Origin of the sequence: Klebsiella sp. BIGb0399, from assembly GCF_003752615.1 — a bacterium.
GTDB lineage: Bacteria > Pseudomonadota > Gammaproteobacteria > Enterobacterales > Enterobacteriaceae > Klebsiella > Klebsiella lignicola.
Genome location: NZ_RKHT01000005.1, coordinates 336,230 through 363,218, shown reverse-complemented (window position 1 = coordinate 363,218; position 26,989 = coordinate 336,230). Strand labels below are relative to the sequence as shown.

24 protein-coding genes are annotated in these 26,989 nt (G+C 56.4%); 16 read left to right on the top strand and 8 right to left on the bottom strand.

Features of this window, described 5'->3' with window-relative positions; translation table 11 throughout:
* The first annotated feature begins 48 nt into the window (after positions 1-48).
* The 9 genes from fecI to EDF82_RS02010 all read left to right on the top strand — a co-directional run bounded on the left by fecI (position 49) and on the right by EDF82_RS02010 (position 11,100).
* The gene (fecI, locus tag EDF82_RS02050; protein WP_123753961.1) at positions 49-570 is read left to right on the top strand and encodes a ferric citrate uptake sigma factor FecI; all 522 of its coding nucleotides are present in this window, start codon (positions 49-51) and stop codon (positions 568-570) included.
* The gene (fecR, locus tag EDF82_RS02045; RefSeq protein ID WP_123753960.1) at positions 567-1,514 is read left to right on the top strand and encodes a ferric citrate uptake sigma factor regulator FecR; all 948 of its coding nucleotides are present in this window, start codon (positions 567-569) and stop codon (positions 1,512-1,514) included. The genes fecI and fecR overlap by 4 nt, the downstream gene beginning before the upstream one ends.
* A 97-nt stretch (positions 1,515-1,611) precedes the next feature.
* Entirely contained in the window at positions 1,612-3,942 is a 2,331-nt protein-coding gene (fecA, locus tag EDF82_RS02040) for a TonB-dependent Fe(3+) dicitrate receptor FecA (RefSeq protein ID WP_123753959.1), read from the top strand.
* Between the two features lie 91 nt (positions 3,943-4,033).
* Positions 4,034-4,936: a Fe(3+) dicitrate ABC transporter substrate-binding protein FecB gene (locus EDF82_RS02035; RefSeq protein ID WP_123753958.1), complete on the top strand. Its 903-nt coding sequence runs from the start codon at positions 4,034-4,036 to the stop codon at positions 4,934-4,936.
* A complete protein-coding gene (gene fecC / locus EDF82_RS02030; RefSeq protein ID WP_123753957.1) occupies positions 4,933-5,931 on the top strand; it encodes an iron-dicitrate ABC transporter permease FecC in 999 nt (332 codons plus the stop codon). The genes EDF82_RS02035 and fecC overlap by 4 nt, the downstream gene beginning before the upstream one ends.
* Positions 5,928-6,881, top strand: a complete 954-nt coding sequence (gene fecD, locus EDF82_RS02025; RefSeq protein WP_123753956.1) for a Fe(3+) dicitrate ABC transporter permease subunit FecD — start codon at positions 5,928-5,930, stop codon at positions 6,879-6,881. The genes fecC and fecD overlap by 4 nt, the downstream gene beginning before the upstream one ends.
* Complete coding sequence (gene fecE, locus EDF82_RS02020) at positions 6,882-7,649, top strand: Fe(3+) dicitrate ABC transporter ATP-binding protein FecE (protein WP_123753955.1); 768 nt, start codon at positions 6,882-6,884, stop codon at positions 7,647-7,649.
* A 393-nt stretch (positions 7,650-8,042) separates the two neighbouring features.
* Positions 8,043-9,230, top strand: coding sequence for an HD domain-containing phosphohydrolase (locus EDF82_RS02015; protein ID WP_123753954.1), 1,188 nt, complete (start codon positions 8,043-8,045; stop codon positions 9,228-9,230).
* 85 nt (positions 9,231-9,315) lie between these two features.
* Positions 9,316-11,100 carry a sensor domain-containing diguanylate cyclase gene (locus EDF82_RS02010; RefSeq protein WP_123753953.1) on the top strand — a complete coding sequence of 595 codons (1,785 nt, stop codon included), beginning with the start codon at positions 9,316-9,318 and terminating at the stop codon, positions 11,098-11,100.
* Between the two features lie 22 nt (positions 11,101-11,122).
* On the opposite strand, the gene EDF82_RS02005 is transcribed toward EDF82_RS02010, so the two are convergent.
* The 3 genes from EDF82_RS02005 to EDF82_RS01995 form a co-directional block, all read right to left on the bottom strand.
* On the bottom strand, positions 11,123-11,731 hold the full coding sequence (locus EDF82_RS02005) for a histidine phosphatase family protein (RefSeq protein ID WP_123753952.1): 609 nt from the start codon (positions 11,729-11,731) through the stop codon (positions 11,123-11,125).
* A gap of 28 nt (positions 11,732-11,759) precedes the next feature.
* Positions 11,760-12,005, bottom strand: a complete 246-nt coding sequence (locus EDF82_RS02000) for a YmjA family protein (RefSeq protein ID WP_123753951.1) — start codon at positions 12,003-12,005, stop codon at positions 11,760-11,762.
* Positions 12,006-12,125: 120 nt separating this feature from the next.
* Positions 12,126-13,697 (bottom strand): sensor domain-containing diguanylate cyclase, encoded by a 1,572-nt coding sequence (locus EDF82_RS01995; RefSeq protein WP_123753950.1) that lies wholly within the window; start codon positions 13,695-13,697, stop codon positions 12,126-12,128.
* Between the two features lie 474 nt (positions 13,698-14,171).
* On the opposite strand from EDF82_RS01995, the gene EDF82_RS01990 reads away from it, so the two are divergent.
* Together EDF82_RS01990 and EDF82_RS01985 are read left to right on the top strand one after the other, a co-directional pair.
* Positions 14,172-15,509 carry a short-chain fatty acid transporter gene (locus tag EDF82_RS01990; protein WP_123753949.1) on the top strand — a complete coding sequence of 446 codons (1,338 nt, stop codon included), beginning with the start codon at positions 14,172-14,174 and terminating at the stop codon, positions 15,507-15,509.
* 112 nt (positions 15,510-15,621) lie between these two features.
* On the top strand, positions 15,622-16,740 hold the full coding sequence (locus EDF82_RS01985) for a GIY-YIG nuclease family protein (protein ID WP_227540093.1): 1,119 nt from the start codon (positions 15,622-15,624) through the stop codon (positions 16,738-16,740).
* Between the two features lie 12 nt (positions 16,741-16,752).
* Here EDF82_RS01985 and EDF82_RS01980 read toward each other — a convergent pair whose 3' ends face one another.
* On the bottom strand, positions 16,753-17,571 hold the full coding sequence (locus tag EDF82_RS01980; protein ID WP_123753947.1) for an arginase family protein: 819 nt from the start codon (positions 17,569-17,571) through the stop codon (positions 16,753-16,755).
* Positions 17,572-17,672: 101 nt separating this feature from the next.
* On the opposite strand from EDF82_RS01980, the gene EDF82_RS01975 reads away from it, so the two are divergent.
* Positions 17,673-18,554 (top strand): LysR family transcriptional regulator ArgP, encoded by an 882-nt coding sequence (locus EDF82_RS01975; RefSeq protein ID WP_123753946.1) that lies wholly within the window; start codon positions 17,673-17,675, stop codon positions 18,552-18,554.
* 6 nt (positions 18,555-18,560) lie between these two features.
* On the opposite strand, the gene EDF82_RS01970 is transcribed toward EDF82_RS01975, so the two are convergent.
* The gene (locus tag EDF82_RS01970) at positions 18,561-19,448 is read right to left on the bottom strand and encodes a LysR family transcriptional regulator (protein ID WP_123753945.1); all 888 of its coding nucleotides are present in this window, start codon (positions 19,446-19,448) and stop codon (positions 18,561-18,563) included.
* Positions 19,449-19,560: 112 nt separating this feature from the next.
* On the opposite strand from EDF82_RS01970, the gene argC reads away from it, so the two are divergent.
* A complete protein-coding gene (gene argC, locus EDF82_RS01965; RefSeq protein ID WP_123753944.1) occupies positions 19,561-20,481 on the top strand; it encodes an N-acetyl-gamma-glutamyl-phosphate reductase in 921 nt (306 codons plus the stop codon).
* 70 nt (positions 20,482-20,551) lie between these two features.
* Here the strand turns inward: argC and EDF82_RS01960 are convergent, their stop codons facing one another.
* Both EDF82_RS01960 and EDF82_RS01955 read right to left on the bottom strand, forming a co-directional pair.
* Positions 20,552-21,109 (bottom strand): histidine phosphatase family protein, encoded by a 558-nt coding sequence (locus EDF82_RS01960; protein ID WP_227540092.1) that lies wholly within the window; start codon positions 21,107-21,109, stop codon positions 20,552-20,554.
* A gap of 172 nt (positions 21,110-21,281) precedes the next feature.
* Entirely contained in the window at positions 21,282-21,782 is a 501-nt protein-coding gene (locus EDF82_RS01955; RefSeq protein WP_187042869.1) for an Lrp/AsnC family transcriptional regulator, read from the bottom strand.
* An 82-nt stretch (positions 21,783-21,864) separates the two neighbouring features.
* Between EDF82_RS01955 and EDF82_RS01950 the strand changes: the two genes are divergently transcribed.
* The gene (locus EDF82_RS01950; protein ID WP_123753942.1) at positions 21,865-23,040 is read left to right on the top strand and encodes an MFS transporter; all 1,176 of its coding nucleotides are present in this window, start codon (positions 21,865-21,867) and stop codon (positions 23,038-23,040) included.
* A 182-nt stretch (positions 23,041-23,222) separates the two neighbouring features.
* Here the strand turns inward: EDF82_RS01950 and EDF82_RS01945 are convergent, their stop codons facing one another.
* Positions 23,223-24,113, bottom strand: a complete 891-nt coding sequence (locus EDF82_RS01945; RefSeq protein ID WP_123753941.1) for a LysR family transcriptional regulator — start codon at positions 24,111-24,113, stop codon at positions 23,223-23,225.
* A gap of 172 nt (positions 24,114-24,285) precedes the next feature.
* On the opposite strand from EDF82_RS01945, the gene EDF82_RS01940 reads away from it, so the two are divergent.
* Both EDF82_RS01940 and EDF82_RS01935 read left to right on the top strand, forming a co-directional pair.
* The gene (locus EDF82_RS01940; protein WP_123753940.1) at positions 24,286-25,422 is read left to right on the top strand and encodes an alpha/beta hydrolase; all 1,137 of its coding nucleotides are present in this window, start codon (positions 24,286-24,288) and stop codon (positions 25,420-25,422) included.
* Between the two features lie 141 nt (positions 25,423-25,563).
* Positions 25,564-26,757 (top strand): MFS transporter, encoded by a 1,194-nt coding sequence (locus EDF82_RS01935; RefSeq protein WP_123753939.1) that lies wholly within the window; start codon positions 25,564-25,566, stop codon positions 26,755-26,757.
* Positions 26,758-26,989: the final 232 nt, after the last annotated feature.

Below are 26,989 nucleotides of genomic sequence, written 5' to 3'. Positions count from 1 at the left end.
TTCTCATATTAACATAAACCTTATTGATAACTTGCTTCGAACCCGGTCATGTCTCAGCTTTCCGCCACCAGCGCACCTTTGACGTTTGCGTCGCTTTACCAGGCCCATCACGGTTGGCTGAAAACGTGGCTTACCCGGAAGCTGCAATCTGCCCATGACGCTGACGACGTCGCCCAGGATACATTCTTACGGTTAATGAGTGGCGAGGCGTTAGCCACCATCCGCGATCCGAAATCCTTTCTCTGCACCGTGGCAAAACGGGTGATGATCGATCTGTTCCGCCGTAACGCCCTGGAACGCGCCTGGCTGGAGATGATGGCCCAGCTACCTGAGGAACTGGCCCCGCCCCCGGAATTACAGCAAAGCCAGCTCGAAACATTACAGCAGATAGATGCCATGCTCGATGGCCTGAGCCGCAAAGCCCGCGAGGCCTTTTTGCTGTCGCAGCTTGAAGGCCTGACCTACGCCGAGATTGCCGTTCGACTGGGGGTCTCAGTCAGCTCTATCAAAAAATATATCGCCAAAGCCACCGAACACTGCCTGCTGTTCCGCCTGGAGAACGGCCTGTGAACACGTCATTAAGCGAGTCCCGTCGTCAGGCGCTACGTTCGGCTTCACACTGGTACGCGGTATTGAGCGACGGCCGGGCGAATCCGCAGCAGGAGGCGCGCTGGCAGCAATGGTATGAACAGGATCGCGACCACCAGTGGGCGTGGCAGCAGGTGGAGAATCTGCGCCAGCAGATGGGGCAACTCCCCGGCACGCTTGCCAGCCGCACCCTCAACGACAGCCGCCTGACTCGCCGTCAGGTCCTGAAAGGGGTGATGCTGCTGATTGCCGGCGGCAGCGGCTGGCAGATCTGGAACAGCGAGCTGGCCAGCGGGTACCGTGCCGATTACCGTACGGCGAAAGGCATGCCGCTGCGCCATACCCTCGATGATGGCACCCTGCTCACGCTGAATACCGACAGCGCCGCCGATGTCCGCTTTGATGCCCGCCAGCGGCTGGTCCAGTTGCGCTACGGCGAAATTGCCATTACCACCGCACGCGATACACAGCAGCGACCGTTTCGCGTGCAGACTCGCGACGGTTTACTCACCGCGCTGGGGACCGAGTTTATCGTCCGTCAGTTTACCGCTGAGACACGCCTGACGGTGCAACAGCACGCGGTAGAAGTCGTATTGCCCAACGGCCTGAACACCATTATTCACGCCGGTGAAAGCCAACGCTTTACCCGCGAGAGTTTCTCCCCGCTGCAGCCGGTAAACCGCAGCGAAGAGAGCTGGACCGAAGGGGTGCTCAGCTTCCGCGACCGGCCGCTGCGCGAGGTCATCGCCACCCTCTCCCGCTATCGACCCGGCATTCTGCGCTGCGATCCTGCGGTCGGCGATTTACGGCTGAGCGGCACCTTCCCGCTGGGCAATACCGACGTGATTTTGCACATCATCGCCCAAACGCTGCCGGTGAAACTGCAGTTCGCCACCCGCTACTGGGTCACCGTTATCGCCGCCTGAGAAAAAAATACAAAAAATTCTCATTCTCCATTGTCCCTTTTCATCTCCTCGTTCGACTTAACAGATGAAGACAACCAAAAACGATCATGGAGAACACATGACGCCTTTCCGCGTTTTACGCAAACCGATGCCTCTGGTGATGGCCATCCGTTTAAGCCTGCTGCCGCTCGCGGCGCTGGCCGTGGCACCGGTATTTGCCGCTGCTCAGTTTGACATTGCTGCCGGGGATTTAGACAACGCACTGAATCAATACGCCGCGCGCAGTGGCATCGCCTTATCGGCGGATGCCAGCCTGACGCGAGGTAAACACAGCAACGGGCTGCACGGCAGCTATGACGTTGAAGAGGGTCTGCAAACCCTGCTCGACGGCAGCGGCCTGCAGCTGAAATCGTTGGGTAATAATGCCTGGACCCTCGAGCCCGCGCCGGTCAGCACGGAATCGACGCTGACGGTGGTCGGCGACTGGCTGGGCGACGCTCGGGAAAACGATGTGTTTGAGCACGCCGGCGCCCGCGACGTTATCCGTCGGGATGATTTCGCCAAAACCGGGGCCACCACCATGCGCGAGGTACTGAACCGTATCCCAGGCGTTAACGCCCCGGAGAACAACGGGACCGGCAGCCACGATCTGGCGATGAACTTCGGTATTCGCGGCCTCAACCCGCGCCTTGCCAGCCGCTCCACGGTACTGATGGACGGCATTCCGGTACCGTTCGCTCCTTACGGTCAGCCGCAGCTGTCGCTGGCCCCTGTGTCGCTCGGCAATATGGATGCTATCGATGTGGTACGCGGCGGCGGCGCGGTGCGCTACGGGCCGCAGAGCGTCGGCGGCGTGGTGAACTTCGTGACCCGCGCCATTCCGCAGGATTTTGGTATGGCGGCCGGCATTGAAGGTCAGCTCAGCCCGACCTCTTCGCAAAACAATCCGAAAGAGACGCACAACCTGATGATCGGCGGCACCGCGGACAACGGTTTCGGCAGCGCCCTGCTTTATTCCGGCACCCGCGGCAGCGACTGGCGCGAACACAGCGCCACCCGGATCGATGACGTGATGCTGAAAAGCAAATATGCGCCAAACGAAGTGCATACCTTTAACAGCCTGCTGCAATACTACGACGGCGAAGCGGACATGCCCGGCGGCCTCTCACGCGCCGACTATAACGCCGACCGCTGGCAATCTACCCGTCCCAATGACCGCTTCTGGGGACGCCGCCAGCTCGCCAGTCTCGGCTATCAGTATCAGCCGGATGCCCAGCATAAATTCAACATTCAGGGTTTCTACACTCACACCCTGCGCAGCGGCTATCTGGATCAAGGAAAACGCACTACCCTCTCCCCACGTGAATACTGGGTACGCGGCATCGAACCGCGCTACAGCCAGAGCTTTATGATTGGCCCTTCCGCCCATGAAGTCGGCGTCGGTTACCGCTACGTGAATGAAGCCACTCACGAAATGCGCTACTACACCACCACCGCCAGCGGCGAGCTGCCGACCACCGCCAGCCCCTACGATCGCGATACACGCTCTGGTACCGAAGCGCACGCCTGGTACATCGACGATCGTATTGATATTGGCGACTGGACCATCACCCCCGGAATGCGGTTTGAGCACATCGAATCCTACCAGGACAATAACCTCAAAGGCACCCACGAGCAGGTCAGCTACAACGCACCGCTGCCGGCCCTGAACGTGCTGTATCACCTCAACGACAGCTGGAATCTTTATGCCAACACCGAAGGATCGTTCGGAACCGTACAGTACAGCCAAATTGGCAAGGCTGTGCAAAGCGGCAATGTGGAACCGGAAAAAGCCCGCACCTGGGAGCTCGGTACCCGCTACGACAACGGCGCGTTAAGCGCCGAAATGGGGCTGTTCCTGATTAACTTTAATAATCAGTACGACTCCAACCAGACCAACGATACCGTGACCGCCCGCGGCAAAACCCGGCACAGCGGCCTGGAAACCCAGACGCGCTACGATCTTGGGGATCTCAACCCACGCCTGGAAAACCTGTCGGTCTACGCCAGCTACGCCTACGTCAACGCCGTTATTCGGGAAAAAGGTGACACCTACGGCAACCAGGTACCGTTTTCACCGAAGCATAAAGGAACCCTTGGCGTGGACTACAAGCCGGGCCAGTGGACCTTTAACCTCAACAGCGATTTCCAGTCCAGCCAGTTTGCTGATAACGCCAATACCGTGGAAGAGAGCGCCGACGGCAGCACCGGGCGGATCCCCGGCTATATGCTGTGGGGGGCGCGCGTCGGCTACGACTTTGGCCCACAGATGGCCAATCTCAACCTCGCGCTGGGGGTGAAGAATATCTTCGACCACGACTATTACACCCGCTCTTACGACGATAACAACAAAGGTCTTTATGCCGGTCAGCCGCGCACGGTGTATCTGCAAGGATCAATGAAGTTCTGATCCGCCAGCCGCAGCGCCGTAATATCGCGGCGCTGCGGGGTGTTGTTGCTTGCCCGGCATCTGCCGGGCCTTGTCATTTACAGGAGCTCGTATGCCGTCCGTTTTGCGTCTTTTCATCGCTATGCTGCTGGTGTTCAGCGGCCCGGTTTTCGCCGTCACGGTTCAGGATGAACACGGAACCGTAACCTTCGAGCGCACTCCTCAGCGTATCGTGGTGCTGGAACTCTCCTTCGCCGATGCGCTGGCGGCGGTGGACGTCTCGCCCGTTGGGATTGCCGACGATAACGACCCGTCGCGTATTTTGCCGGAAGTCCGCGCGCACCTGAAACCGTGGCAATCGGTCGGCACCCGCGCGCAGCCCTCGCTGGAAGCCATCAGCGCCCTGCACCCGGACCTGATCATTGCCGACAGTAGCCGCCACCGCGGTATCTATGGCGCGTTGCGGCAGATTGCCCCGGTGCTGTTACTGAAATCCCGTAACGAAACCTACCAGGAAAACCTGCATTCAGCGGCCATTATCGGCAAGGTGATTGGCCAGGAAACCGCCATGACGCAGCGTCTGGCGCTGCATCATCAGCGGATGGCCGATTTTGCCCGTCAGCTCCCGGCGGGGGCAAACGTCCTGTTTGGCACCTCCCGCGAGCAGCAGTTTACGCTCCACTCCCGCGACACCTATACCGGCAGCGTGCTGGTTGCGCTGGGGCTAACGGTGCCGCAGGCCATCAACGGCGCGCCGATGGCGACCATCAACCTCGAGCAACTGCTGGCGATCAACCCGCAATGGCTGTTGGTGGCCCACTACCGGGCAGAAAGCATCGTGCGCAAATGGCAGCAGGACCCGCTATGGCAGATGCTGCAGGCGCAGCAACAGCATCAGGTCGTCGCCGTGGACAGCAACAGCTGGGCGCGGATGCGCGGTATTTTTGCCGCCGAACGCATTGCCAGCGACATGGTAAAAATGGTTCACCACCAGGCGGTTGACGTGCCGCAATGAAGCCTTCTCGTGGTGTCCTGTTGCGCTGGTTTACGCCGCTATTGATGCTGGCCGGTCTGTTCTGGCTGAGCCTGTTTTGCTATTCCGCGATCCCGATTACGCCGCTGGATGCGCTACGCGCGTTGCTCGCCCCCGACTCGCCGTCTCTGCCCCAGGCGCTGGTGCTGAATATTCGGCTGCCGCGCAGCCTGGTGGCACTGCTGCTGGGCGCCAGCCTGGCGCTGTGCGGAACCCTGCTGCAAACGCTGACCCATAATCCCCTGGCCTCGCCGTCGCTGCTCGGGATTAACAGCGGCGCGGCGCTGGCGATGTCCCTGACCAGCGCGTTCAGCCCGGCACCGTTGGCCGGCTACTCACTGGCGTTTATCGCGGCCTGCGGCGGCGGTATCAGCTGGCTGCTGGTGATGACCGCCGGCGGCGGCTGGCGCCATGAGCTGGATCGCAACCGCCTGATTCTGGCCGGGATCGCGCTGTCGGCGCTGTGCATGGCGCTCACCCGCATCACCCTGCTGCTGACGGAAGATCACGCCTACGGCATTTTATACTGGCTGGCCGGGGGCGTATCGCATGTGCGCTGGGCAGAATTCTGGCAGCTGTTTCCCTTTACGCTGCTGATTATTCCGCTGGTCTGCCTCTTCGCCCATTCATTGAACTTGCTCAACGTCAGCGATACCGCCGCCCATTCGCTGGGCATAAACCTGCCGCGTCTGCGGCTGCTGATTCACGCGGCGGTACTGCTGCTGACCGGCGCCTGCGTGAGCGTTGCCGGTCCGGTGGCGTTTATCGGCCTGCTGATGCCGCACCTGGCCCGTCTGTGGGTCGGTCACGATCACCGGCTCCTGCTCCCGATGAGCGTGGTGCTCGGGGCGATGTTTATGCTACTGGCCGATGTGATCGCCCGCGCTCTGGCCTGGCCCGGCGAACTGCCGGCCGGGGTGGTGCTGGCGCTGGCTGGCGCGCCGTGCTTTGTCTGGCTGGTCAGGAGGCGGGGATGAAACATCGGCTGTTCAGCCTGCTGCTGTTGCTGATTATCTTAGCCGTGCTGTCGCTGCGGATGGGGGCGATTGCCCTGCCCTGGCATGCCCTGCTCGACGGCTGGCGCAGCGGCAGCGAATATCATTATGTCCTCACGCAATATCGCCTGCCGCGCGTGGTGCTGGCGCTGATTATCGGCGCGGCGTTGGCCGTCTCCGGGGTATTGATTCAGGGGATCGTCCGCAATCCGCTAGCCTCGCCGGATATTCTTGGCGTCAATCACGCGGCCAGCCTGACCTCGGTTGCGACACTCGCTTTCCTGCCGTCGCTGCCGCTGTTGTGGCTGCCGGTGCTGGCCTTTGTCGGCGGCATGGCGGCAATGCTGATGCTGATCGCCCTGGCAGGGTTCACTCGCCCGATGCGCCTGGCGCTAACCGGGGTCGCGCTCTCCGCGTGCTGGGCCAGCATCACCGATTACCTGTTGCTGTCGCAGCCTCAGGAGATCAACAACGCGCTGTTATGGCTGACGGGCAGCCTGTGGTCGCGTGACAGCGCCTTCGTCATGGTGGCCCTGCCGCTTCTGGCACTGTTGCTGCCGCTGAGCCTGCTGTTCAGTCGTGACCTCGACCTGCTGGCGCTGGGCAACGAACGCGCCGGAACCCTGGGGGTGAATATCCGCAGGCTCAACGGCTACGGCCTGGCGCTGGCAGTGGCGCTGGCCGCGGTAAGCGTCGCGGTGTGCGGCCCGATAGCCTTTGTCAGCCTGGTGGTGCCGCATCTGGTCCGCCGCCTGACCGGGGGCAGCCATCGCTATGTGCTGCCCTTCTCCGCCCTGGTGGGCGGGCTGGTTCTGCTGCTGGCGGATCTGCTGGCACGGACGATCCATCCCCCGATGGAGCTTCCGGCCGGTGTGTTAACCGCCATTATCGGCGCCCCGTGGTTTATCTGGTTACTTGTGAGAATGCGTTAAATGGAACTAAGAACGGAAAATCTGCGTGCCGGGTATGGCGCCAAACCGATCCTGAACGGGCTCAATCTGACGCTTCCTGCCGGGAAAATCACCGCCCTGCTGGGGCCGAACGGCTGCGGTAAATCGACGTTACTGAAGTGTTTTTCACGCTTACTGGCTCCTACGACAGGCGAGATCTGGCTGGGTGAACGGCCGCTGACGGCCTTGAGCGCCCGGCAGCTGGCTCGCCATCTGGCGCTACTGCCCCAGCAGCATCTGACACCTGAGGGGATCACCGTCCGTGAGCTGGTCGGCTATGGCCGCAGCCCGTGGCTGCCGCTGTGGGGACGACTCTCGGAGAGCGACCGGCGACTTGTCAGCGACGCTCTTGAGCGAACCGGCATGGCGTCGTTTGCAGAACAGCAGCTCAGCGCATTGTCTGGGGGCCAGCGACAGCGAGCCTTTCTGGCGCTGATCCTCGCCCAGGATACTCCGCTGGTGTTGCTGGATGAGCCGACCACCTGGCTGGACATCAACCATCAGGTGGAACTGATGAAGCTAATGCGCCAGTTGCAGCAGGCTGGCAAAACGGTCGTCACCGTGTTGCATGACCTGAATCAGGCAAGCCGTTACTGCGATCATCTGGTGGTACTGAATAGCGGCAAAGTGCAAGCCCAGGGTTCGCCCGAGAGTGTCCTGACGCCCGCCATGCTGCGCGACGTTTTCAGCCTGGATGCCGAAGTCCACCCTGACCCGATTTCCCAACACCCAATGTGCGTGGTGAAATAACCAGCTGGTGTCGCCCGGCCATGCTAATTATCCGAGTGAACCACGAAGAATCTGAAATGGCTATTCTCTGTGCAGCGATCGCCAGTTCTGTTCTAAAATAGCTAAGGGCTTATCGCGAAAATAGATATGTATCAAAGTGACGCTAAATTAATACCGCGGCCTTCCGCTGTTTATTTTCTTTTTATGGACAAAATGATTAACTAGCGGCCATTACAGATTTTTCGCCATGACACGTGTTTTGGCACAATGCGTGTCGGTATTGGGCGTGGGTGAAAATGTACATACTCTGGTATTCACTCATCTGTCATTTTATCCTGCACGACAGCGACGTTATCAGGATACCGACAACCAGAATCAAGCTATTTCTCCGGGGCTCGCGAAGGGAGCAAAACGATGCGTCTCGCCTTAAAATCAGCGTTAATACTTACTACGCGCGTTATCCAGGTTATCAACCCGGTATTGCAACTGCATATGCAGCGCACGGCCTTAATTGCCCTCGAACTGTCGCTGGCCTTAAAGCTGCCGCGTCCGCAGCAGCAGACGATCTTCTGTGCCGCATTGCTTCACGATATTGGGGTGCTCGGCGACAAGCGGGTCGTCACCACCCTCAATGATATTGATAATATTGAAGATCCCCACCAGCACCGGGGGGCGGAAATGCTTGAGGGGTTATCCTCCCTCGCGCCGCTGCTGCCGATCATTCGCCACCACCATTTTAGCCCCGACTATAAAGGCAGCCTCGAAGAGCACATCGTCTTTTTTGCCGATGCGTTTGAACGTCTGTTATCCACAAGCAATATCACCACCGAGCGGCAATCGGGGGCGATCGTCGAGGCGTTCCGCGCGCTGTATTATCAGATTGACCCCACGCTCTGCCAGACCCTGTGTCAACTCGCAGAGAAAGAGCATTTCTGGTTGCACCTTCATCCCGGACATATCCAGCGCATGCTGGAAATCATTGGGCCGATTAACGACCTGTACATCGATATTGATGGCCTGAAAGATTTTTGCTTATTAATTGCCAAAATTGTCGATACCTACAGCAGTTTCACCGCCAGCCACAGCATTATGGTTGGGGAAATATCCCGCCAGCTCGCCACCTGTATGCAGCTGCCGGAAATTGAGTGTAAAAAAATCGAAGTGGCGGGCTATCTGCACGATATCGGTAAAATTTATACCCCGCTGGCAATTCTGGAAAAACAGGGCGAGTTAACCCGCGATGAGCTCCTGCAGGTTCGCGAACATAGCTACATGACCGGGGCGATGCTCAGCGCCTTTAGCGAACTCGGCGAAATTATTAACTGGGCCTCAAACCATCATGAAAAACTGGATGGCAGTGGCTATCCCCTGCACCTGAATGAGGATTATCTGCATCTGCCCGACCGCATTATCGCCGTCGCCGATATTTTCACCGCCCTGACGGAAGACCGTCCCTACCGCGTCGCCATGAGCTACCAGGATGCATTACAGCTGATCGAAAATGATGTTATAAAGGGCGCGCTGGATAAGGATGTCTTCTGCACCTTACGCCAGCATGCAGCGGAACTGCATCGCGATATCATCAGGATACAGCGCCGCTAATCCCCTGCCCGCGAGTTGACGGGTCGGGGGTCTATAATAAGCAATAACATCATTTTTTATTCATCTGCACGCAAGGAATATTCCGGTGAGAATCGCCACCATGACCAACTGGGCGTACGGGATCACCGTGTGCCTGACTATTACCTCCGGCATTGCCATGCTGATGGCTTCCAACGCAGAAAAAAGTGAACGCCAGGCCGTTCAACAGATGCAACAATTCGATCGCTTAACCGAAGCGGTGGAAACCGACACCTGGGCCCTCTCCGGCCTCGCTCGCGCGTTCGTTATCAACAAAGACCCGGAAGTGTTGCAGGAGTATCGCCAGAAAGCGCGGGAGCTTGCCACCATCGAGCAGCGCCTGACGAAACTGAAAGATCAGGGCGCCACCGCCCAGGAGCTGGCGCTGTTGCGCGACGGGCTACAGATTGCCGATGAGCTTCGCGACGAAGAACAGAGCGCGCTCGCCAGCATCGACCGGGGCGCAGATAAAGAGGCGATCGCCCTGCTCTACGGCGACACCTTTGAACAGGAACTGGATCGGGTTCAGACCCAGATCGATCACTTTCGCTTGATGCTCGAGAGACGGGCTAACAACGCTATCGTCGAGGCGACGGAAAAATCGCATACCTGGCGCACGCTATCAGAGGTGATGGTCGCCCTGACAGCATTGATGTTTCTGTTTGTGCTGGGTTTTATCCTGCAGCGGCGGGTGTTGTACCCGGTCGTTCGCTTAAGCGATGTGGTGCAGCGGCTTGCCTCGCAGGATTATGCCGTCGAAGCGCCCCAGTTTTCTCAGATCGATGAGATTGGCGATATGGCGCAGGCGATCCGCATCTTCCGTGAAAACGGCCTGGCGCGTCAGCGTCTGGAGCAAGAGCGCGATGCCGACTGGGCCATCAGGGAGCTGCTGGCGCGGATGACGCAACGTCTGCAGGGCTGCGAGTCCTTCGACGATGTGGTTAAAGTCGCGGAGCTGTTTGCCCCTAACGTGGCGCCAGGCATTCCGGGACGGCTGTATATTCTGGAGACCGATCCCTGGCAACTACGTTGTGCCGCCCAGTGGCTCTCTCCACCGGATGAACCCGAGGTATTTTATCCCGACAACTGCTGGGCGGTGCGGCGTGGCCAGAGCCATCCGCCGGTGAACGGCGAGCCTGATGTCGCCTGCGACCACCTGCATGCGTCGTCTGTCGGCCAGTCGCTGTGCGTCCCGTTAATTGCCCAGGGGGAAGCCATCGGCCTGCTGACGTTTAGCAAAGTGACCGCTGAATCCGCCCCGTCTCGCGCCTATCTGGAACTGATGGCCGAAGCGCTGGGCCTGGCCCTGGCGAACCAGCGCTTACGCAGCGCGCTGCTGGAAAAGGCGCTGTTCGACTCGCTCACCGGGCTACGCAACCGCCACCATCTGGATGATGCATTGCATACGCAAATCAGCCTTGCGGTGAATAACCATACCCCGTTGAGCTGCCTGATGATCGATATCGATCATTTCAAAGCGATCAACGATCAATACGGCCATGAAGCCGGCGATCTGGTGATCAAAAACGTGGCCGCGATTATTCAACGTGAAGTCCGCGATATTGGTATGGCGTTCCGCTACGGCGGAGAAGAGTTTCTGGTGCTGCTGGGCGGCAGCAATGAAGAGTCAGCCCGGGCCTGCGCCCAGGAGATTTACAACCACGTGCGCAGCCTGACGTTGCGCTATGGTCCGACCGATCTTGGTCAGGTAGACGTCTCCATTGGCATTGCCAGCTTCCCGCAGCATGCCCAGAGCGATAGCCTGCTGCGGGCCGCCGATGCGGCGCTGTACCGGGCTAAAGAACAGGGCCGCTCGCGCATCGTCAGCTTTGGCATGTTGGAAGCGGGATAACGGCCAGACGGCGATAACTCGTTTATCGCTGTTTTAGCAGGTGGGTGGCGATGCCCCATTTCACCAGTGAGAGCTTTCCTTCGGCATAGTCGAGGATCGAGTAGCTGCCGTTGGGATGGGCATAGTGTTGAAAGCGTTCGGGACCGGCGTGATTCAGGCAGGAGATAACCGCCTGAATCACATGTCCGTGGGACACCACGCAGACGCAGCGCTCGGCCGACGCGCCAATCGCCAGCAGCGCCGCCAGAGTTCTGCTGGCCGCTGCCGTGAGCGACTCGCCGTGCCGCGGCGTCACGTCAGGATCCGCGGAGTAGATACGGTCAAACAGCCGTTGTTCGTCCGGGTTTAACTGGGCGTAAATCTTCCCCTCCAACACGCCAAATCCCCGTTCATTCAAGCGGGCATCAAGGCGCGTCGGGCAGGAAAAGTGATCGGCGAGCTGTCTGGCCGCCGCCACGGCACGGCCAGAGGGGGATGAGATAATTTGCTCTATCTTTTCATCACCCAGTGCGCCGACCAGCGCCGCGATTTGAGCGCGCCCGCGCTCGGTTACCGGGCTATCAAGCTGGCCCTGGAGGCGATTGACGCGGTTCCATGCCGTTTCGCCATGTCTGACCAACAGGATTTTCATTGGTTACGCTGATGTGGCCCGTTAGCGGCTACTCATTGCCCCACTGATTGAGGAAGTTCGCGATATCATCGATACGCCCGGCGTCAACGGTCGCTTCAAGGGCCATCTCATGCTGCGCCGCCTCGTCGATCTCTTCGTTATTCATCAGCCGGGTGATCAGCAGCTGAAAATAACGCGCCAGGGAGTCACGTTCCGCCTCGCTGACCGGGTTGGCGGTCTCCGTCGAATACTCGTCGACGATGTCATAATATTTGAGTGGTATTTCATTATTCATAACTAGCCCCTGGTTTAATGCCGGTGTGCATAACAGCCTCTATTATCAGCCGTCGATAATAGCATTCTTGTCTCTTTTTTTCTGTGCTCTCTGCAAGCCTGGCCTGCACGTGCTGACGCTTCAGACGTCGAACAGCCTCTGGGCCTGACTGACGACAACGGTATTTCGCCCCTTGCGCTTGGCTTCATACAGGGCGAGATCCGCTTTACGCAGGACGGCGTAAACGTCATTACCGTTGTCATTGAATCCGGCGACGCCGAGCGAAATAGTGACCTTTTCGCCATGCGGGAAGTCGGCATTTTCGATGGCGGCACGGATATGTTCGGCCACCACGGCCGCCTCGGCCACTGCGGTTTCCGGCAGTAACACGATAAACTCTTCGCCCCCAAAGCGGCTGATAATCTGACCGCGAGTAGAGAGCCGGCGTAAGGTATCAGCGAATGTCACCAGTACCGCATCGCCGCCGTCGTGCCCATACCGGTCATTAATGGTTTTGAAATGATCGATATCAATGGCGATGATGCACTGCTCCGTCGACGGGTCTAACTGTTTAATCAGCGCGTTAAACCCCCGGCGGTTATACAACCCGGTCAGCGGGTCGGTCATGGTTTCATCGCTGAGGGCATTGACCCTGCGGGTCATGGTCTGCAGATGCAGGCTAAGGGCTTCTTTAAGACGCTCCGCCTCTTTGTACCACACGCTGATGTGCGTTAGTTTTTTCAGGGTGGCTTCGCTGTCGTTGGTTTGGGTAAACTCCGCCAGCTTCTCAAGTGGGGAGGAGATGCGGGCAGCAAACAGCGTCACCACCGTGATCGTTAACAGGACGATAGCCAGAGTAAACCAGAAGGCATTGACCACCGTCTGCATCAGAATACGCGACACGCTTTCCGAGGCGCCCGAAATGACCACCTTCCAGTCGGCCTGCTTCAGGCTGGCATAACCCACCAGGCTGCCGCCGCGTTTATCATCGCCAAAAAAGTGCCCGCTCTGTTCCCTGACCACCTGCTCCTGCAGTCCGGGGACCGACTGATAGCCACCCCCGACTAATTTCGGGTCACGATTGAAGATTATCTTACCGTCATTATTAATCACGCTGACATCGGTGGATTTGTCATAAAAATGCATGCTGAGGATGTCGCTGAGCATACTTTCTTTTTGCAGATAGATACTGCCGCCAATAAATCCGATGTACTCGCCGGCCTGATTAAATAAGGGCTGAGAGACAAACACCACATAGTTGCCGGCAGCCGAGATGAACGGCTCAGAGATAAAGAGTTTCTTTTCCGCAATGGCTTTCAGGCTGGCATTCGAATGGAGTTTCACCCCTATCAGCCCGAGGCTTTCAGGGGATGCGGCGGCGATCACCGCATGGGCGTTCACAATCACCACCGAGTTGAAAAAACCGGACTGCAGGCGCAGTCGGTCGACTTCGTTTCTCAGGTATTGCGTATCGGTAAGGCCTTTTATCTGACTCGCGCTGTAGGCCAGTTCGCGTTGTGCGGTCACCAGGTAGCGGTCCGTGGTGTCGGCCAGCTTGCGGGCGTATGCAAGGTTATTCTCGAGTAAACGGTCTTCGATGTTACCCTTCTGGAAAAGCGTCAAGGCACTGAGCAGCAGCAGAGAAGTCAGCAGGATCCCTCCGACTGACAACATCAACATCAGAGTGCGCAGATGCAATTTTTTCCTGAGCATAAGCCTTCACGGTTGTAGAAGTTTTCCTTATTTTATCAGCTTTTGCGCCGGGAAGATAAACCGATCTTATCTGCCCTCAGCGGCGAATAGCACGAACCGGTCATCGCGTTCACATTGTCCCAGTCGGATCACAGATTTCAGCGAAACCGTCGATAACGGGCGATAATCGCACGTATTTTCGATTATCGCCATTGACCGCCGCTCTCCCGCCCTCCTATTGTCAGTAGCGGTTGTGAGCCCATTACCCTACAGGTTAACGCCGGGCTCAGCGCTCAGGCGCCGGTCTGCGTCAGTCACCCTCTCTCTGAAAATGCATGACTGACGTCATCGCACGTGGACTCATCGCAACCGCAACTCGCAACACAACAAGAAATGCCATGCGCACTGCCACCCAGGCTGCTTTCCGACAGACCTGCCTGGCAGATAAAAACATCTGATATTGCAAGGAGCCTCCGGGTAATCCGGTAAATACACATGAGTAAAATCACCCACTTTTTCACAGAACTGATGCGCCGCTATCTGCCCGATCCTTTTGTCTTTGCCATTCTGTTAACCCTGCTGACCATGGCGCTGGCTTTTGTGATCGAGGGCCGTTCGCCCTTGCAGACCACCATGGACTGGGGCAACGGTTTCTGGCAGTTATTAAGTTTCACCACGCAAATGGCGGTGATTCTGGCGATGGGTTACGTTTTAGCCGCCGCCCCGTTGGTGGACCGCTTTCTTAACCGGATCGTCAGCCACGTGCATACTCCACGTACGGCGATTATTGTTGCTACCCTGGTCGGCTCCATCGGTAGCTATCTGAACTGGGGATTCGGGCTGGTGATTGGCAGCATTATTGCCAAAAAGCTGGCCCGCAGTATTCCGGGCGTCCATTACCCATTGATTATTGCGGCGGCATACAGTGGATTCACTTTTTATGGCCTGGGATTTTCCGCCACTATCCCGCTGCTGATATCGACGCAGAATCACGCCCTGGAAGCGCAAATGGGCATTATTTCATTGAGTGAAACGATATTTTCACTGCCGATGCTGCTGACCACCGCCGTGCTGCTCGTGACCCTGCCCCTGCTCAATGCGTCACTCCATCCGCGCCAGGGGGAAAAGATCGCCGAATACCATGAACCAGAAGCGCCGGTCGCCCCCACAAGCAGTGGGCATGACGATCTGACGGGTCACGCCACTTTCGCGGCAAAGTTAAACCACAGCAAGCTCACCAGCTACACCATCGGTGCGGTAGGAATGGTGTATGTGGTCGGGCATTTTGTCAGCGGCGGCGTACTGGACCTGAACATTATCAATTACTTTATTCTTTTCCTCGGCGTGATCTTGCTGGGGACGCCACTCAATTATGTCGAGAAACTCAACGAAGGTATCCGCACGATTGGCGGCATTATTCTGCAGTTCCCGTTTTATGCCGGGATCATGGCAATTATGGCGGCTTCAGGGCTGGTAAAAACCATTGCGGAACTGTTTGTCCAGATCTCAACGCCGGAGACATTGCCGTTCTGGGGGCTGATCAGCTCCTTCTTTATTAATTTCTTTGCCCCTTCCGGCGGCGGCCACTGGGTGGTGCAAGGACCCTTTATGATTGACGCGGCGCAATCGATGCAGGCATCGCTGGCCCAGACATCGATGTCCGTGATGTTGGGGAATGCCTGGAATGATCTGGTTCAACCGTTCTGGCTGCTGCCAGCGCTGGCCATTTCCAGACTGAAATTACAGAGCATTATGGGCTACACCGTGGTCATGATGATGTGGGTGGGAGTCGTTTATATGGCGGCCATATTGCTCTGGCCCCATCTGGGCTAACAACGGCGTAAACCGGTAGTCATCCTCTAGTCATAATGAGCAGCAAACACCAGCGTCGCACCGCGCGCTCGTGTTTGTTGTTTACCGCTAACCACTCATGAAGGCTTTTTACTTGCCAAAAATACGCTGTATTATATTGCGCAATAAAAACCCAGGCGAATATAACGCGCGATTAACACGGAATACCATGACGAATACACTCAGTGGCTACGTTTATATCCTCGAGGTTGCGGATATTGACTTACCGGTCTGCAAAATTGGCATGACCACCCGAGACCCCGTTGCCCGCTGCCAGGAAATAAATAAAAGCTCCACCGGCGATTTTATTTGGTCCGTGGCCTATTCGTTCGCGGTAAATGATTGCCAGAAATTTGAGCGCCTGATTCATCACAAGCTCACGCCATTACGCCAGAAGCGAAGAGAGTTTTTTAATCTCGGCGCTGACGATGCCTGTAAAGCCATCGTGTCGATCCTTGAGTCGCAGCAAGACATAAAAACCATCACTCTCGCCGACGTAGCCCCTTCTGCAATACAGAATCCTGAGATGAAAACCAAAAAGACAAAAAGGCCGCAGCACACCTTCACTACCCGGCATGATGCCGCCGAATACAGCGCTTTGCTGCAATCTTTTTGCACTATCCTGGGAATAAAAGGCCGGCCTTTTGGTCAGTTGAATAAGCCGTTTTTTGGCATGAGCGATGGCCATGAGGGCGTCCAGTGGAATATCTCGTTGCGGCCACAGGACAACATTGCCCGGATCGGGGTGAATCTTGAAGGGCTAATGTACAAGAACTGGCCAATCTCGCGGCTTATCCAGTCAGAATTATCAACGCCCCGGTTGTTAGACGTTATCCAGGAGCTGGACCCGGCAAATGAAGTGTCGATGACATTTGCCCGGGATGCCTGGCAGGTTGCCTCGAGACCTGAGATCAAAGAGAAATATATCGGCGGCAAATCCTTCACGCTGAGTGAATTAACCGCCGGGCAATGGCAAGGCGTATTAAAAGAAGCGCTGGAGTGCCTGGAAAAAGCCCATCATTATCAAAAGCGCAGCCAGCAAGCGGTCACCGTTATCAAAAAAGATGGCGACCACCAGCTGCGGACCATGCAAGTGTCGCCTCATTTAACCATCTGGTCATCATTTACCTTAAGTAGCGCTGATGAACAGACGCTCCGCGCCAGGATTAACCAACTGGATGCAATTTATCGCTGGATGAACCAGGTAAGCTAACGCCTTCTCACATTACCCCAGCAGCCTGTCGATGGCTGGCCGTAGCGCGCGGATGAGCTCAGCAGGCGAAACCGGTTCTGACTGCCGATCCCAGGCATTCTGAAACTCGGCAATTTCCACGCCGATCACCTCTGACTCTGCCAGCACCGCGCAGGCCTGTTGCAGATCGTTAAGCCCCATGCCGCCCGGATGGTTATAGTCGGTCGGCACAATACCCGGTTCGAGAACGTCGCAATCGAGATGCATATAAACCGGACGCTGGTTAATGGCCTCGCGCAATCGCTCAAGGTAACCGTCGGCGAAGGGAATACAGGTGATAGCCTGCTCGGCGATCAGCTGCTTTTCAAAGGGATCAAGATCGCGCTGCCCCACCAGAATAATCGACCCCAGCACCAGACCATCACCGAGCCCGGACTGCCACAGGCCTGCCGGGCCTGATAACGCTAATCCCCCCAGATATCCCGACGCGCTGGACGCCGGCGTGTTGAGGTCGGCATGGGCATCAAACCATACCACGCAGGCCTCGGGATGATGCTGTGCCACCACCGGCAAAGTCGCCAGCGAAACCGCGCAGCGGCTGGTCGCGGCGAGCGAACGCCCACCAGCGGCGTAAATGGCCGCCAGATGGTTTTGCATCTCTTTTAATGCCGGTAAAGCCGCCTGGAGTTCGGTTGACCAGTCTCGGTTCAGCGCCGGCTCCGGTTCAGCAATCCCGACCGGCGGTAAATGCGTGATGCGGGAAAGATAATCGGCCAGCGAACGTGCCCCCGGCATCGCCAGATCGTTATGGTCGCCCGCCCGTCCCTGAAAACAGGTAAGTGTTGTCGTCATTATGCCGTCCTGTGTTGTCAGATATTCACCGCAGACAGGTTGATGAATATTTCAAAGTAAGGCAAATTAATTAAAATCACGATGCGTAAGTTTTACTTAATATGAAATTAAATTACTCGTTCTTAGAAACGTTTATGGAAATCATCCGCGGCGGCAGTTTTGAGATGGCGTCCAGAAAGTTGCATATCACCCCTTCCGCCGTGAGCCAGAGAATTCGGGCGCTTGAGGAAGAGATAGGCCAGGTGCTTATCGTCAGAGGCAGCCCGTGTCGGCCAACGCAATCGGGGAGAGAGCTTTACCGCTATGCGGAAAAAATAGAGTTTCTGGAAAATGACTTTTTCTCCGTTCAGGAGAAAAAACATCAGGGCAAAGCCGTGGTGGCGGTGAACGCCGATTCCGTTGACGGCTGGTTTTTAACCGCCATCTCCTGCGCTTTTCGCGAATATGGCATCGTGGTGGATATCCGCATCGAAGATCAGGACTTTTCCGCCACATTGCTCCAGAGCGGTGAAGTGATGGCTGCGGTGAGCGCCGATGACGCTCTGCTTCAGGGATGCAAAGTGGAGTATCTCGGCACCATGAAATATAAAGCCTACGCCTCGCCCGAGTATTATCAGGCCTATTTTCGCGACGGCGTCAGCGAAGCCGCATTAAGAAATGCGCCGGTGATTATGTTTAATCATAAGGATGACCTGCAGAACAAATTTATTCAGAGCTTGTTCTCCTCGGATATTACGCCGCCTGCGCAATTTATCCCTTCGACCTCCGCCTATCTTCTCGCCGTTTCACGCGGACTGGGCTGGGGAATGCTCCCCGAACATCTCTCGGCGCCGCTGTGTGAACAGGGCCGCCTCGTCGACGTCGCCGCGGATCATTGCGTTGATACTCGCCTTTACTGGCATCGCTGGAGCCTGAAACTCACATTATTAGAACAGCTGAGCGAGTGCGTCCACGCCGCTGCGCGGCAGGAACTTTATGTCTAGATCTCGTCAGTCCTGAGTCAGTTCACGCAGTACCCTGAGCAAGTGCTGCGTTGATTGTTCGTTGTCGTTCTGCCGATAAGCCAGGCCTAATTCTCGCCATAGCGCCGGTTTTAAGGCGCGAGTGACGATACGGCTATCCGCTGAGGCGGGCGTCCCCGATTCCAGCGGTAACAAGGTCGCGCCATACCCTGCCCCCACCAGGCTTTTGATCGCATCGTTGTAGTCGAGGGTAATCCGCGGCGTTGGCCGATGGCCCGAGTCGGCAAACCAGTTCCCGGTCAGCTGCGATAAATGGGTGCCCGAACCGTTCAAAATCAGGGGTTTTTCGCTCAACCACTCCGGCGTCACCACCTCCGGCGTCGGCCAGTTTTGCGGCAGGAAAGCGACAACCGGGTCCCGGCGCCAGGTCTCAATATTCAGACCGGCGCAGCGCGGTTGCGGCAGCGCCACAATACCGATATCAAGCGCCCCGGATTTCAACTGCTCAAGGGTCTGCTGCGACGTGAGCACCGCGATGTGGACATCGATACCGGGGTGCGACTGCGCCAGTTTTTCAATCGCCCGCGGCAGCAGATTGGCGATCGCGCCGGTCGACGCACCAAATCTGACGCGCCCGGTCAGCCCTCTGGCCTGGCGTGAGATATCGTCGAGCACATAGGCGGCATCCGCCAGCAGGCGACGCGCATGGGCGACCAGATTTTCCCCAATCGCCGTGGGCCTGACATTCCCGCGGGCGCGGGACAGCAGTTTCGCCCCCACCCGCTGTTCCAGTTCAGAGATATGCAGGCTAACCGTCGGCGGCGACAGGTGCAGGCGTTGGGCGGCCTCGTTGAACGAGCCGGTCTCGGCGATGGTCATCAGGGTGCGGAGCTGATCGAGGTTAATCTCACGCATACACGTACCTCAGAAAAACTGAATTTGACGTTAGAGTAATTCAACTTTACCAATTCTGAAAGCTGGCACAACATCATGGTTTTCACCGACGATCCGATCCCAGGAGAGAACGATGACCCACCTGTTTATTGATGGCGAGCAGGGTACGACAGGCTTGCAAATCCACGATCGTCTGCGCCACCGGTCAGACATCAGCCTCATGACGCTGCCGGTTGCGCAGCGTAAAGACAAGCGCCTGCGGGCTGAGATGTTGAACGGCTGCGATATTGCGATCCTGTGTCTGCCGGATGAGGCGGCGCGCGAGTCGGTGGCGATGATTGCAAACCCGCATGTCCGGGTGATCGATGCCAGTTCAGCGCACCGGGTCACCCCCGGCTGGGCCTATGGTTTTCCGGAGTTGAGCGCCGACCAGGCGGATCGCATCAGAGCGTCAAAGCGAGTGACCAATCCCGGCTGTTATCCTACCGGTGCGATTGGTCTGCTGTTCCCGCTGGTGAACGCCGGACTGCTGCCCGCCGATTACCCGGTCAGCATTCATGCGGTTTCCGGCTATTCCGGCGGTGGCCGGGCGGCGGTGGATAGTTACGAAAGCGAGGACACTGCCGGGCCAACGTTTCAGGTGTATGGCCTGGGCCTGAAGCATAAACACGTGCCGGAAATCGCGCGTTACGCCGGGCTCTCTGCCCCGCCCTTCTTCCTGCCCGCCTACGGCGCCTATCGCCAGGGGATCATCCTGAGCGTGCCGTTACAACAGCACCTGCTGGCAAAAAACGCCGATGCCGCCACGATACATGCCTGCCTCACGCAGCATTACCGCGAGAGCCGCCACGTCAGGGTGCTGGAATCCCTCAGCGCCGACGACGCGCAGCGCCTCAATCCTGAACGATTGAATGGCACCAACGACATGGAATTAGGTGTGTTTTCAAACCCCGACAACGGGCAAATACTGCTGACCGCAGTCTTCGATAACCTGGGCAAAGGGGCCTCCGGCGCCGCCGTGCAGAATCTGGATCTGATGATTGAGGTTCGTTAATAGTACAGTGAGAGTGGCATGAGGGTGAATGTCCGCGCCATGCCTGGGGCGGACGCAACACGCTATTCATTCACTCAATGTGATAAACACCGGCATTCCAGTAAGTGTTTCCGGCACGGCGATGCGCTTTCCAGCCTTTCGATATAAGGGCTCTCGCGATTAGTCGGTTCATTATACCGTGGCCCATGAGCAATACCGGGCCGTTATATTTATGCACCATACCTATCAGTATATCGGCGGCCTGGTCGGCACGCTTTTTCGCCATCGCCAGGCTTTCGACCTCGCGGGACATGCCGCAGAGCCACATTATGCGAAATAATATTGCCCAATGCGCAGGATATAACCGCACCCCAGGAATAAAGTAGACCGGCAGGTCTGCTTCCCGGAATATGTCATCGCTTAAACCCACATGCCAGCCCAAGGCATTGAGTGATGAAATGGCTCTCGGCAGAGGGCTACTGATGACCCGTAATGCGTTGAAAGCCAATGCAACGCTTGATTCTGGCGGCGTATCACGGCCAATCTCAGAGAGGTTATATTGTGTAATCCAGTCGGTCATTTCACGGCTGGTCACTTTCGAATTGCCAATGAAGCTGGGTTTTCCATGACGCATTAAAATAATTTCCATATACCTTCTCCGTCCGCCCTAAATTACACCCAGATTAACGTGTTGATATCATGCGGTCTACGCCAGGAAAACAGGCCTGTGTGACTGTGTTATGGCTGTCCATGGAACCAGCACGCTCGCCTTTAATGACCCCTCCGTCGGTATAACTGAAATATTATGCGCGCCCCGTGATTCAGTCCGGCGATGGCCCACGTTCTAAAAAGGTAGAGAGTGCAATATAACTTCGCACCGATCGCACCCCATCCACGCTTTGAATTTCCATCAGAAAATTTTCCAGCGATTCGGTATCTGCGGCACGAACCTTAATCAGTACGCATCCGTCACCTGCTACGGTATGTAGTTCTTCAACTTCCCGTCGGTTGGTAAATTGCAGCAGCGCGCGCGTCGCCTGATAGCTGCTGGTATCCACCACAAGAAACGTCAGCAATGTTCTGCCAAGCCGGCAGCCGTCGAGTATCGCCACCGTCCTTTTTATGACGCCATCACGTTTTAGCCGCTTTACACGATCGTGCACCGCCGGCGCCGATAGGTTCACAATCTCACTCAGTTCGGAGTAACTGCGACCGGCATCCTCTGCCAGCGCACCTAATATTTTTCGGTCAATTGCGTCGAGTTCAGCAGGTTTATGTCTTGCCTGCCTAATACCATCTTTTTCTTTATCAAATGCGCTCACAAGCCTTTCCTGACTGAATAAAAGTATGAATATAATTTATTTCACCTAATAAAATTCAGCAAGAACAGCAACTGGAGTTTCCATGCCCATCGCACTTTTAGCACTCGCCGTCGGCGCATTCGGTATCGGTCTGACCGAATTCGTTATCGCCGGAATTCTCCCCCAGCTAGCCGATGATTTCGCCGTCAGTATCCCATCAGCCGGTACCATGGCCACGTCCTATGCGCTGGGTGTTTTTGTCGGCGCGCCGCTTATGACGGTGTTGGGCGCGCGAATACCTCGCAAGACCATGCTGATAACGCTGGCGATAATTTTTACCCTCGGTAATCTCGTTACCGCGACAGCACCATCACTGGCTGTTGCCGTTACAGGCCGTATCATCACCTCCTTTAATCACGGCGCCTTCTTCGGTATTGGATCCATTATCGCGGCCTCGCTGGTTGCACCAGGTCGCCAGGCCAGCGCTATTGCCTTTATGTTTTCCGGGCTGACGCTGGCCAATCTGGTTGGCGTACCCGCTGGAACCTGGCTCGCTCAGGCCTTCAACTGGCGGCTTGTCTTCTGGGTGATTGCCGGTATAGGTCTGCTTACGATCGCCGCTATCGCCCTGCTTGTGCCACCTATCGAAAAGGGAAAATCCATAGCGTTACGGACGGAACTCCGTGCTTTTGTTGACCCTCAGGTTCTATTGGTTATGGGCATTACGGTCTTTGGTCCGGCGGCATTTTTTACCTCAATCACCTACATCGCGCCGATGATGACCAGGCTGGCAGGTTTCTCAGATGCGGGCATTGCATGGTTAATGGTTCTTTTTGGCCTGGGACTGGCAGTCGGCAACTGGATTGGCGGACGCTTCGCAGACCGCTCGCTGTTTGGCACCCTGTTCGTCACGCTGGCTGCACAAGGGATTGTCCTGCTCGTCTTCTGGACTGGCGTTGAAAACCCGTTCATTGCCGGCACGTCGGTATTCCTGATGGCCGCATTCGGTTTTGCTACCGTCTCACCCATTCAGAAACTGGTCATGGATCGCGCCAGCCAGGCCGGAGCCCCTACGATGGCCGCTTCCGTGAATATCGGCATGTTTAATCTGGGAAATGCCTTAGGCGCATGGGCTGGCGGAGCCACTATTGCTGCCGGTTTTGGTCTGGTTTCGCCAAACTGGGCGGGGGCAATCCTGTCGTTTATCGCACTCGGATTAGCGTTTCTCGCATGGCTAAGCGCCCGTAAGGGGTTTGCTCTGCGAGCGAGTTCATGTTGATGAGTAAATGGCGACACCTGATTTAAGGCTGTCTGGTAAAACATGACGTCCCCCTTGATTAAGGATAGCGTTGCAACGACCCGTTGAACTCACAGCTCACAGCAGACCTTCAGAGTCGTCACTTCCGTCAGCCCCTGTGCCAGGAGCACACCAGCTACCCTGGCACGGATACAGCCTGGTCTTCATTCATAAATTCTCAGTGTATCGATAACCGCTCGCAGACCGGGAGACACATTGCGGTGCGGATAATAGAGAAATGAGCCTTCCAGGCGTTGACTGTAGCGTTGTAAAACTCTGATGAGCGAGCCCTGCTCTAAATCATCGGACACCAGTTCTTCCGGAACATAAGCCAGCCCCAGTCCCAGTCTGGCGGCTTTGGCTTCCATATAGCTGTCAGCGAAAGCCCATTGTCCCTGCGGCTGATGCGTTATTTTTTTACCATCCTGTTGCAGTTCCCATGTATAGAGGCTCCCATCGCCAAATTGATAAGCGATGCACGGATGAACCGCTAAATCTGTCGGGACTTGCGGAAAGCCATAGCGGCGAAAGTGTTCTGGCGTACCGACAATGGCCATCTCCATGTCGGGGGATATACGGACCGCTATCATGCCACCGCCAACTTCCGGCCCGAGACGTACACCGGCATCGAATCTTTCGGCAATAATATCGACAAACCGGCTTTCGCTGATGAGTTCCAGCCGGATGTCTGGGTAGCGTTGCTTAAACACCGCAAGCTTTGGCAGGAGCAGTTTATCAATAGCGTGCTGACTGGCATTAATCCGTACCGTACCTGACGGGGACTGGCGATAATGGGCCAGCGTGGCGAGCCCCATATCTAAAGCGTCGAATCCTGACTCAATGGTCCGGTAGAGTTGTTCGCCAGCATGGGTGAGCGATAGCCTGCGTGTGGTACGTGCCAGAAGCTGAACGCGCAGTCTTTCTTCAAGTTCGCGTACAGAACGGCTTATACCTGATTGTGCCAGGCCGAGTCGTTGCGCCGCAGCGGTAAAACTCCCTTCCCGCACCACCTGCATGAACAGGTATAAATCATTATAGTTTTCCCGTTTCGCCATCACGTTTCCCTCGCTATCGCATCACCATTTATAACAATATGGTATTAATTCTAGCAATTTTACCCCTCTAATAAGCACTATTTCTGCTCACTATAATGCCCGCATTGCAACAAAGCACAGCAGTGTTGTCCGTATGAAACCTGTACCTATCACGCTTTATGAGGGGATTTTGATGACTGCCTTCACCAAAAAACTGACAACCGCGATACCAGCCATGCTGCTCTGCGCATCATTAAGTGGAGTCACAACGATGAGCTATGCCGATACAACCAATCCGAACGCGCCAGTTTCTCTGGTCGAGAAATGGGATAAAACCTTCGCTGAAAGTACGAAAGTGAATCATCGTAAAGTGACCTTTCAGAACCGCTTCGGGATCACCCTGGTCGGTGATCTCTACATTCCAAAGGATCGCGGCGAGCGCAAACTGGCGGCCATTGCCGTCAGCGGGCCTTTCGGCGCGGTGAAAGAGCAGTCCAGCGGTCTGTATGCGCAGACGTTGGCTGAGCAGGGGTTTGTTACCCTGGCTTTTGACCCTTCATATACGGGGGAAAGCGGTGGCTATCCGCGTAACGTTGCCTCTCCGGATATCAACACCGAGGATTTCAGCGCGGCTGTTGATTTCCTGGGCCTGCAAAAAGAGGTCGATCGAAATCGTATCGGGTTACTGGGTATCTGCGGCTGGGGCGGGATGGCCTTAAACGACGCCGCGATGGATACCCGCGTGAAAGCGGTGGCGACCAGCGTGATGTATGACATGAGCCGTGCGATGGGGCATGGCGTGGGTGATGGTAAAGACCGTTATACCACTGCGGATCGTCGCGCCGTATTACAGTATCTGAATGCACAGCGCTGGGAAGATGCGAAGAACGGAGCTTTCGCGCCCGGCGGGCATGACATTTATGTTGATGAAAAGGGGAACGTCAGTACGTCGAAACGTATTCTACCAGAAACATTACCCGCCAATCCCAATCCGGTTCTGAAAGAATTCTTTGATTATTATCGCATGCCGCGTGGTTTCCATGCGCGCTCGGTCAACTCAACCGGGGCCTGGAATGCGACGATGCCGCTGTCATTTATGAATATGCCGCTGCTGAGTTACGCCAATGAAGTGACTATCCCTACGCTTATCGTGACCGGTGAAAAAGCCCATTCACGCTATTTTGCTGAAGATGCCTTTAAGGCGATCGGCAGCAACGAGAAAGAGCTGGTAATTGTTCCGGGGGCAAATCATGTTGATCTGTATGACAACGTTGCGGGTAAGATTCCGTTTACTAAATTTGAGCAGTTTTTCAAAACCAACCTAAGATAATCGTCCCAAGCCGCCTGATATATGCAGGCGGCTGTAAATAGCCTGCGCATCATTTTCACCCATGTTTTGACGTGATTCCCTGAATGACGTCTGTCCGGACTGCGCCTGAATCTGGCCGATTTGATATTAAGGGATCTGATAATGTCCACATTAAGACTAAAACCACCTTACGAAAAAAACCATGCGCAGTGGGGAGGCGTGTTTGCCATGACGCTTTGCGTGTTTGTGCTGATCGCTTCCGAGTTTATGCCGGTCAGCCTGCTTACGCTTATTGCCAGTGATTTACACATTACCGAAGGGCTGGCTGGCCAGGGGATTGCAATCTCTGGCGCACTGGCGGTCATGACCAGCCTGACTATCTCTCATGTTGCCGGAGATCTGAACCGAAAATATCTCCTGCAGGGGCTGACGGTTTTAATGGCCATATCGGGGATAGTCATCGCCCTGGCACCCAGCTATCCGGTTTATATGCTGGGGAGAGCCCTGATTGGGGTGGCCATTGGTGGATTCTGGTCCATGTCGGCTGCAACCGCCATTCGGCTCGTTCCGCAGCGTCAGGTTCCCCGCGCGCTGGCGATTTTTAACGGTGGGAATGCGCTGGCTACCGTTGTCGCGGCACCGCTTGGCAGCTATCTGGGGACGACAGTGGGCTGGCGCGGGGCTTTTTTATGCCTCGTTCCCCTGGCTATAGCCGCGTTCATCTGGCAGTGGATCAGCCTGCCATCGATGGAAAGCGATAAAAAACAAAAATCCCAGAGATCTGTGCATCGTCTGTTCCGCATCACCCTTGTCCCTACGGGACTTCTGGCCTGCGGGCTCTTCTTCATAGGGCAGTTTGCCTTATTTACCTACGTGCGCCCCTTTCTTGAAACCGTGACCCGCGTAGGTCCTTCTGGTCTCTCTCTGATTTTGCTCGCAATAGGCGTGGCGGGTTTTGTCGGCACACTGGCCGTATCAATATTCCTGAACGCAAGGTTTTATCAGACCTTAATCATGATACCCCTGCTTATGGCAGCGATTGCCGGCGCGTTACTGCTGGTTGGACACAGCATCTGGGCTGTTGCCGTGTTGCTGAGCCTGTGGGGACTACTGGCAACGGCTGCGCCAACGGGATGGTGGACATGGATTGCGCGGGCGTTACCCGAAGATGCAGAGGCAGGTGGTGGCCTAATGGTTGCGGTGATCCAGCTCTCGATTGCACTGGGTTCAACGGCAGGAGGGTTAGTGTTCGACACTCTGGGATGGCGTAGTGCTTTTGGCTTGAGCGGTTTCTTACTCCTGGGGGCGGCAGCGATGACGCTTGTCACATCCCGACAAAACAGTAAAGCGAACTAGAACTACCCCTTCATTTCTGGCGTGCTCTCTGTCATGACAAACGGCAGAGAGCCGAATGTCAGCTCTCACCCATAGCGGACCTTCAGCCCATTTAGCCTGGCCGCCGGGTGCTAAATGCAGGCATTGCTCGCATAAATCAATTATTGCTATGTAGCAATGCAGCCATCAGCAGGAGTGGCGAAGTATAAGCACGGTGATTCCCTGCAACAACCTGCAATACGCCTGGTTTGAG

What these genes read in the sequence shown, in the direction of transcription:
- fecI (WP_123753961.1), top strand. Translation starts at nt 49, where the DNA reads ATGTCTCAGCTTTCCGCCACCAGCGCACCTTTGACGTTTGCGTCGCTT.
- fecA (WP_123753959.1), top strand. Translation starts at nt 1,612, where the DNA reads ATGACGCCTTTCCGCGTTTTACGCAAACCGATGCCTCTGGTGATGGCC.
- EDF82_RS02035 (WP_123753958.1), top strand. Translation starts at nt 4,034, where the DNA reads ATGCCGTCCGTTTTGCGTCTTTTCATCGCTATGCTGCTGGTGTTCAGC.
- fecC (WP_123753957.1), top strand. Translation starts at nt 4,933, where the DNA reads ATGAAGCCTTCTCGTGGTGTCCTGTTGCGCTGGTTTACGCCGCTATTG.
- fecD (WP_123753956.1), top strand. Translation starts at nt 5,928, where the DNA reads ATGAAACATCGGCTGTTCAGCCTGCTGCTGTTGCTGATTATCTTAGCC.
- fecE (WP_123753955.1), top strand. Translation starts at nt 6,882, where the DNA reads ATGGAACTAAGAACGGAAAATCTGCGTGCCGGGTATGGCGCCAAACCG.
- EDF82_RS02015 (WP_123753954.1), top strand. Translation starts at nt 8,043, where the DNA reads ATGCGTCTCGCCTTAAAATCAGCGTTAATACTTACTACGCGCGTTATC.
- EDF82_RS02005 (WP_123753952.1), bottom strand. Translation starts at nt 11,731, where the DNA reads ATGAAAATCCTGTTGGTCAGACATGGCGAAACGGCATGGAACCGCGTC.
- EDF82_RS02000 (WP_123753951.1), bottom strand. Translation starts at nt 12,005, where the DNA reads ATGAATAATGAAATACCACTCAAATATTATGACATCGTCGACGAGTAT.
- EDF82_RS01995 (WP_123753950.1), bottom strand. Translation starts at nt 13,697, where the DNA reads ATGCTCAGGAAAAAATTGCATCTGCGCACTCTGATGTTGATGTTGTCA.
- EDF82_RS01990 (WP_123753949.1), top strand. Translation starts at nt 14,172, where the DNA reads ATGAGTAAAATCACCCACTTTTTCACAGAACTGATGCGCCGCTATCTG.
- EDF82_RS01980 (WP_123753947.1), bottom strand. Translation starts at nt 17,571, where the DNA reads ATGACGACAACACTTACCTGTTTTCAGGGACGGGCGGGCGACCATAAC.
- EDF82_RS01975 (WP_123753946.1), top strand. Translation starts at nt 17,673, where the DNA reads ATGAAATTAAATTACTCGTTCTTAGAAACGTTTATGGAAATCATCCGC.
- EDF82_RS01970 (WP_123753945.1), bottom strand. Translation starts at nt 19,448, where the DNA reads ATGCGTGAGATTAACCTCGATCAGCTCCGCACCCTGATGACCATCGCC.
- argC (WP_123753944.1), top strand. Translation starts at nt 19,561, where the DNA reads ATGACCCACCTGTTTATTGATGGCGAGCAGGGTACGACAGGCTTGCAA.
- EDF82_RS01960 (WP_227540092.1), bottom strand. Translation starts at nt 21,109, where the DNA reads ATGGAAATTATTTTAATGCGTCATGGAAAACCCAGCTTCATTGGCAAT.
- EDF82_RS01950 (WP_123753942.1), top strand. Translation starts at nt 21,865, where the DNA reads ATGCCCATCGCACTTTTAGCACTCGCCGTCGGCGCATTCGGTATCGGT.
- EDF82_RS01945 (WP_123753941.1), bottom strand. Translation starts at nt 24,113, where the DNA reads ATGGCGAAACGGGAAAACTATAATGATTTATACCTGTTCATGCAGGTG.
- EDF82_RS01940 (WP_123753940.1), top strand. Translation starts at nt 24,286, where the DNA reads ATGACTGCCTTCACCAAAAAACTGACAACCGCGATACCAGCCATGCTG.
- EDF82_RS01935 (WP_123753939.1), top strand. Translation starts at nt 25,564, where the DNA reads ATGTCCACATTAAGACTAAAACCACCTTACGAAAAAAACCATGCGCAG.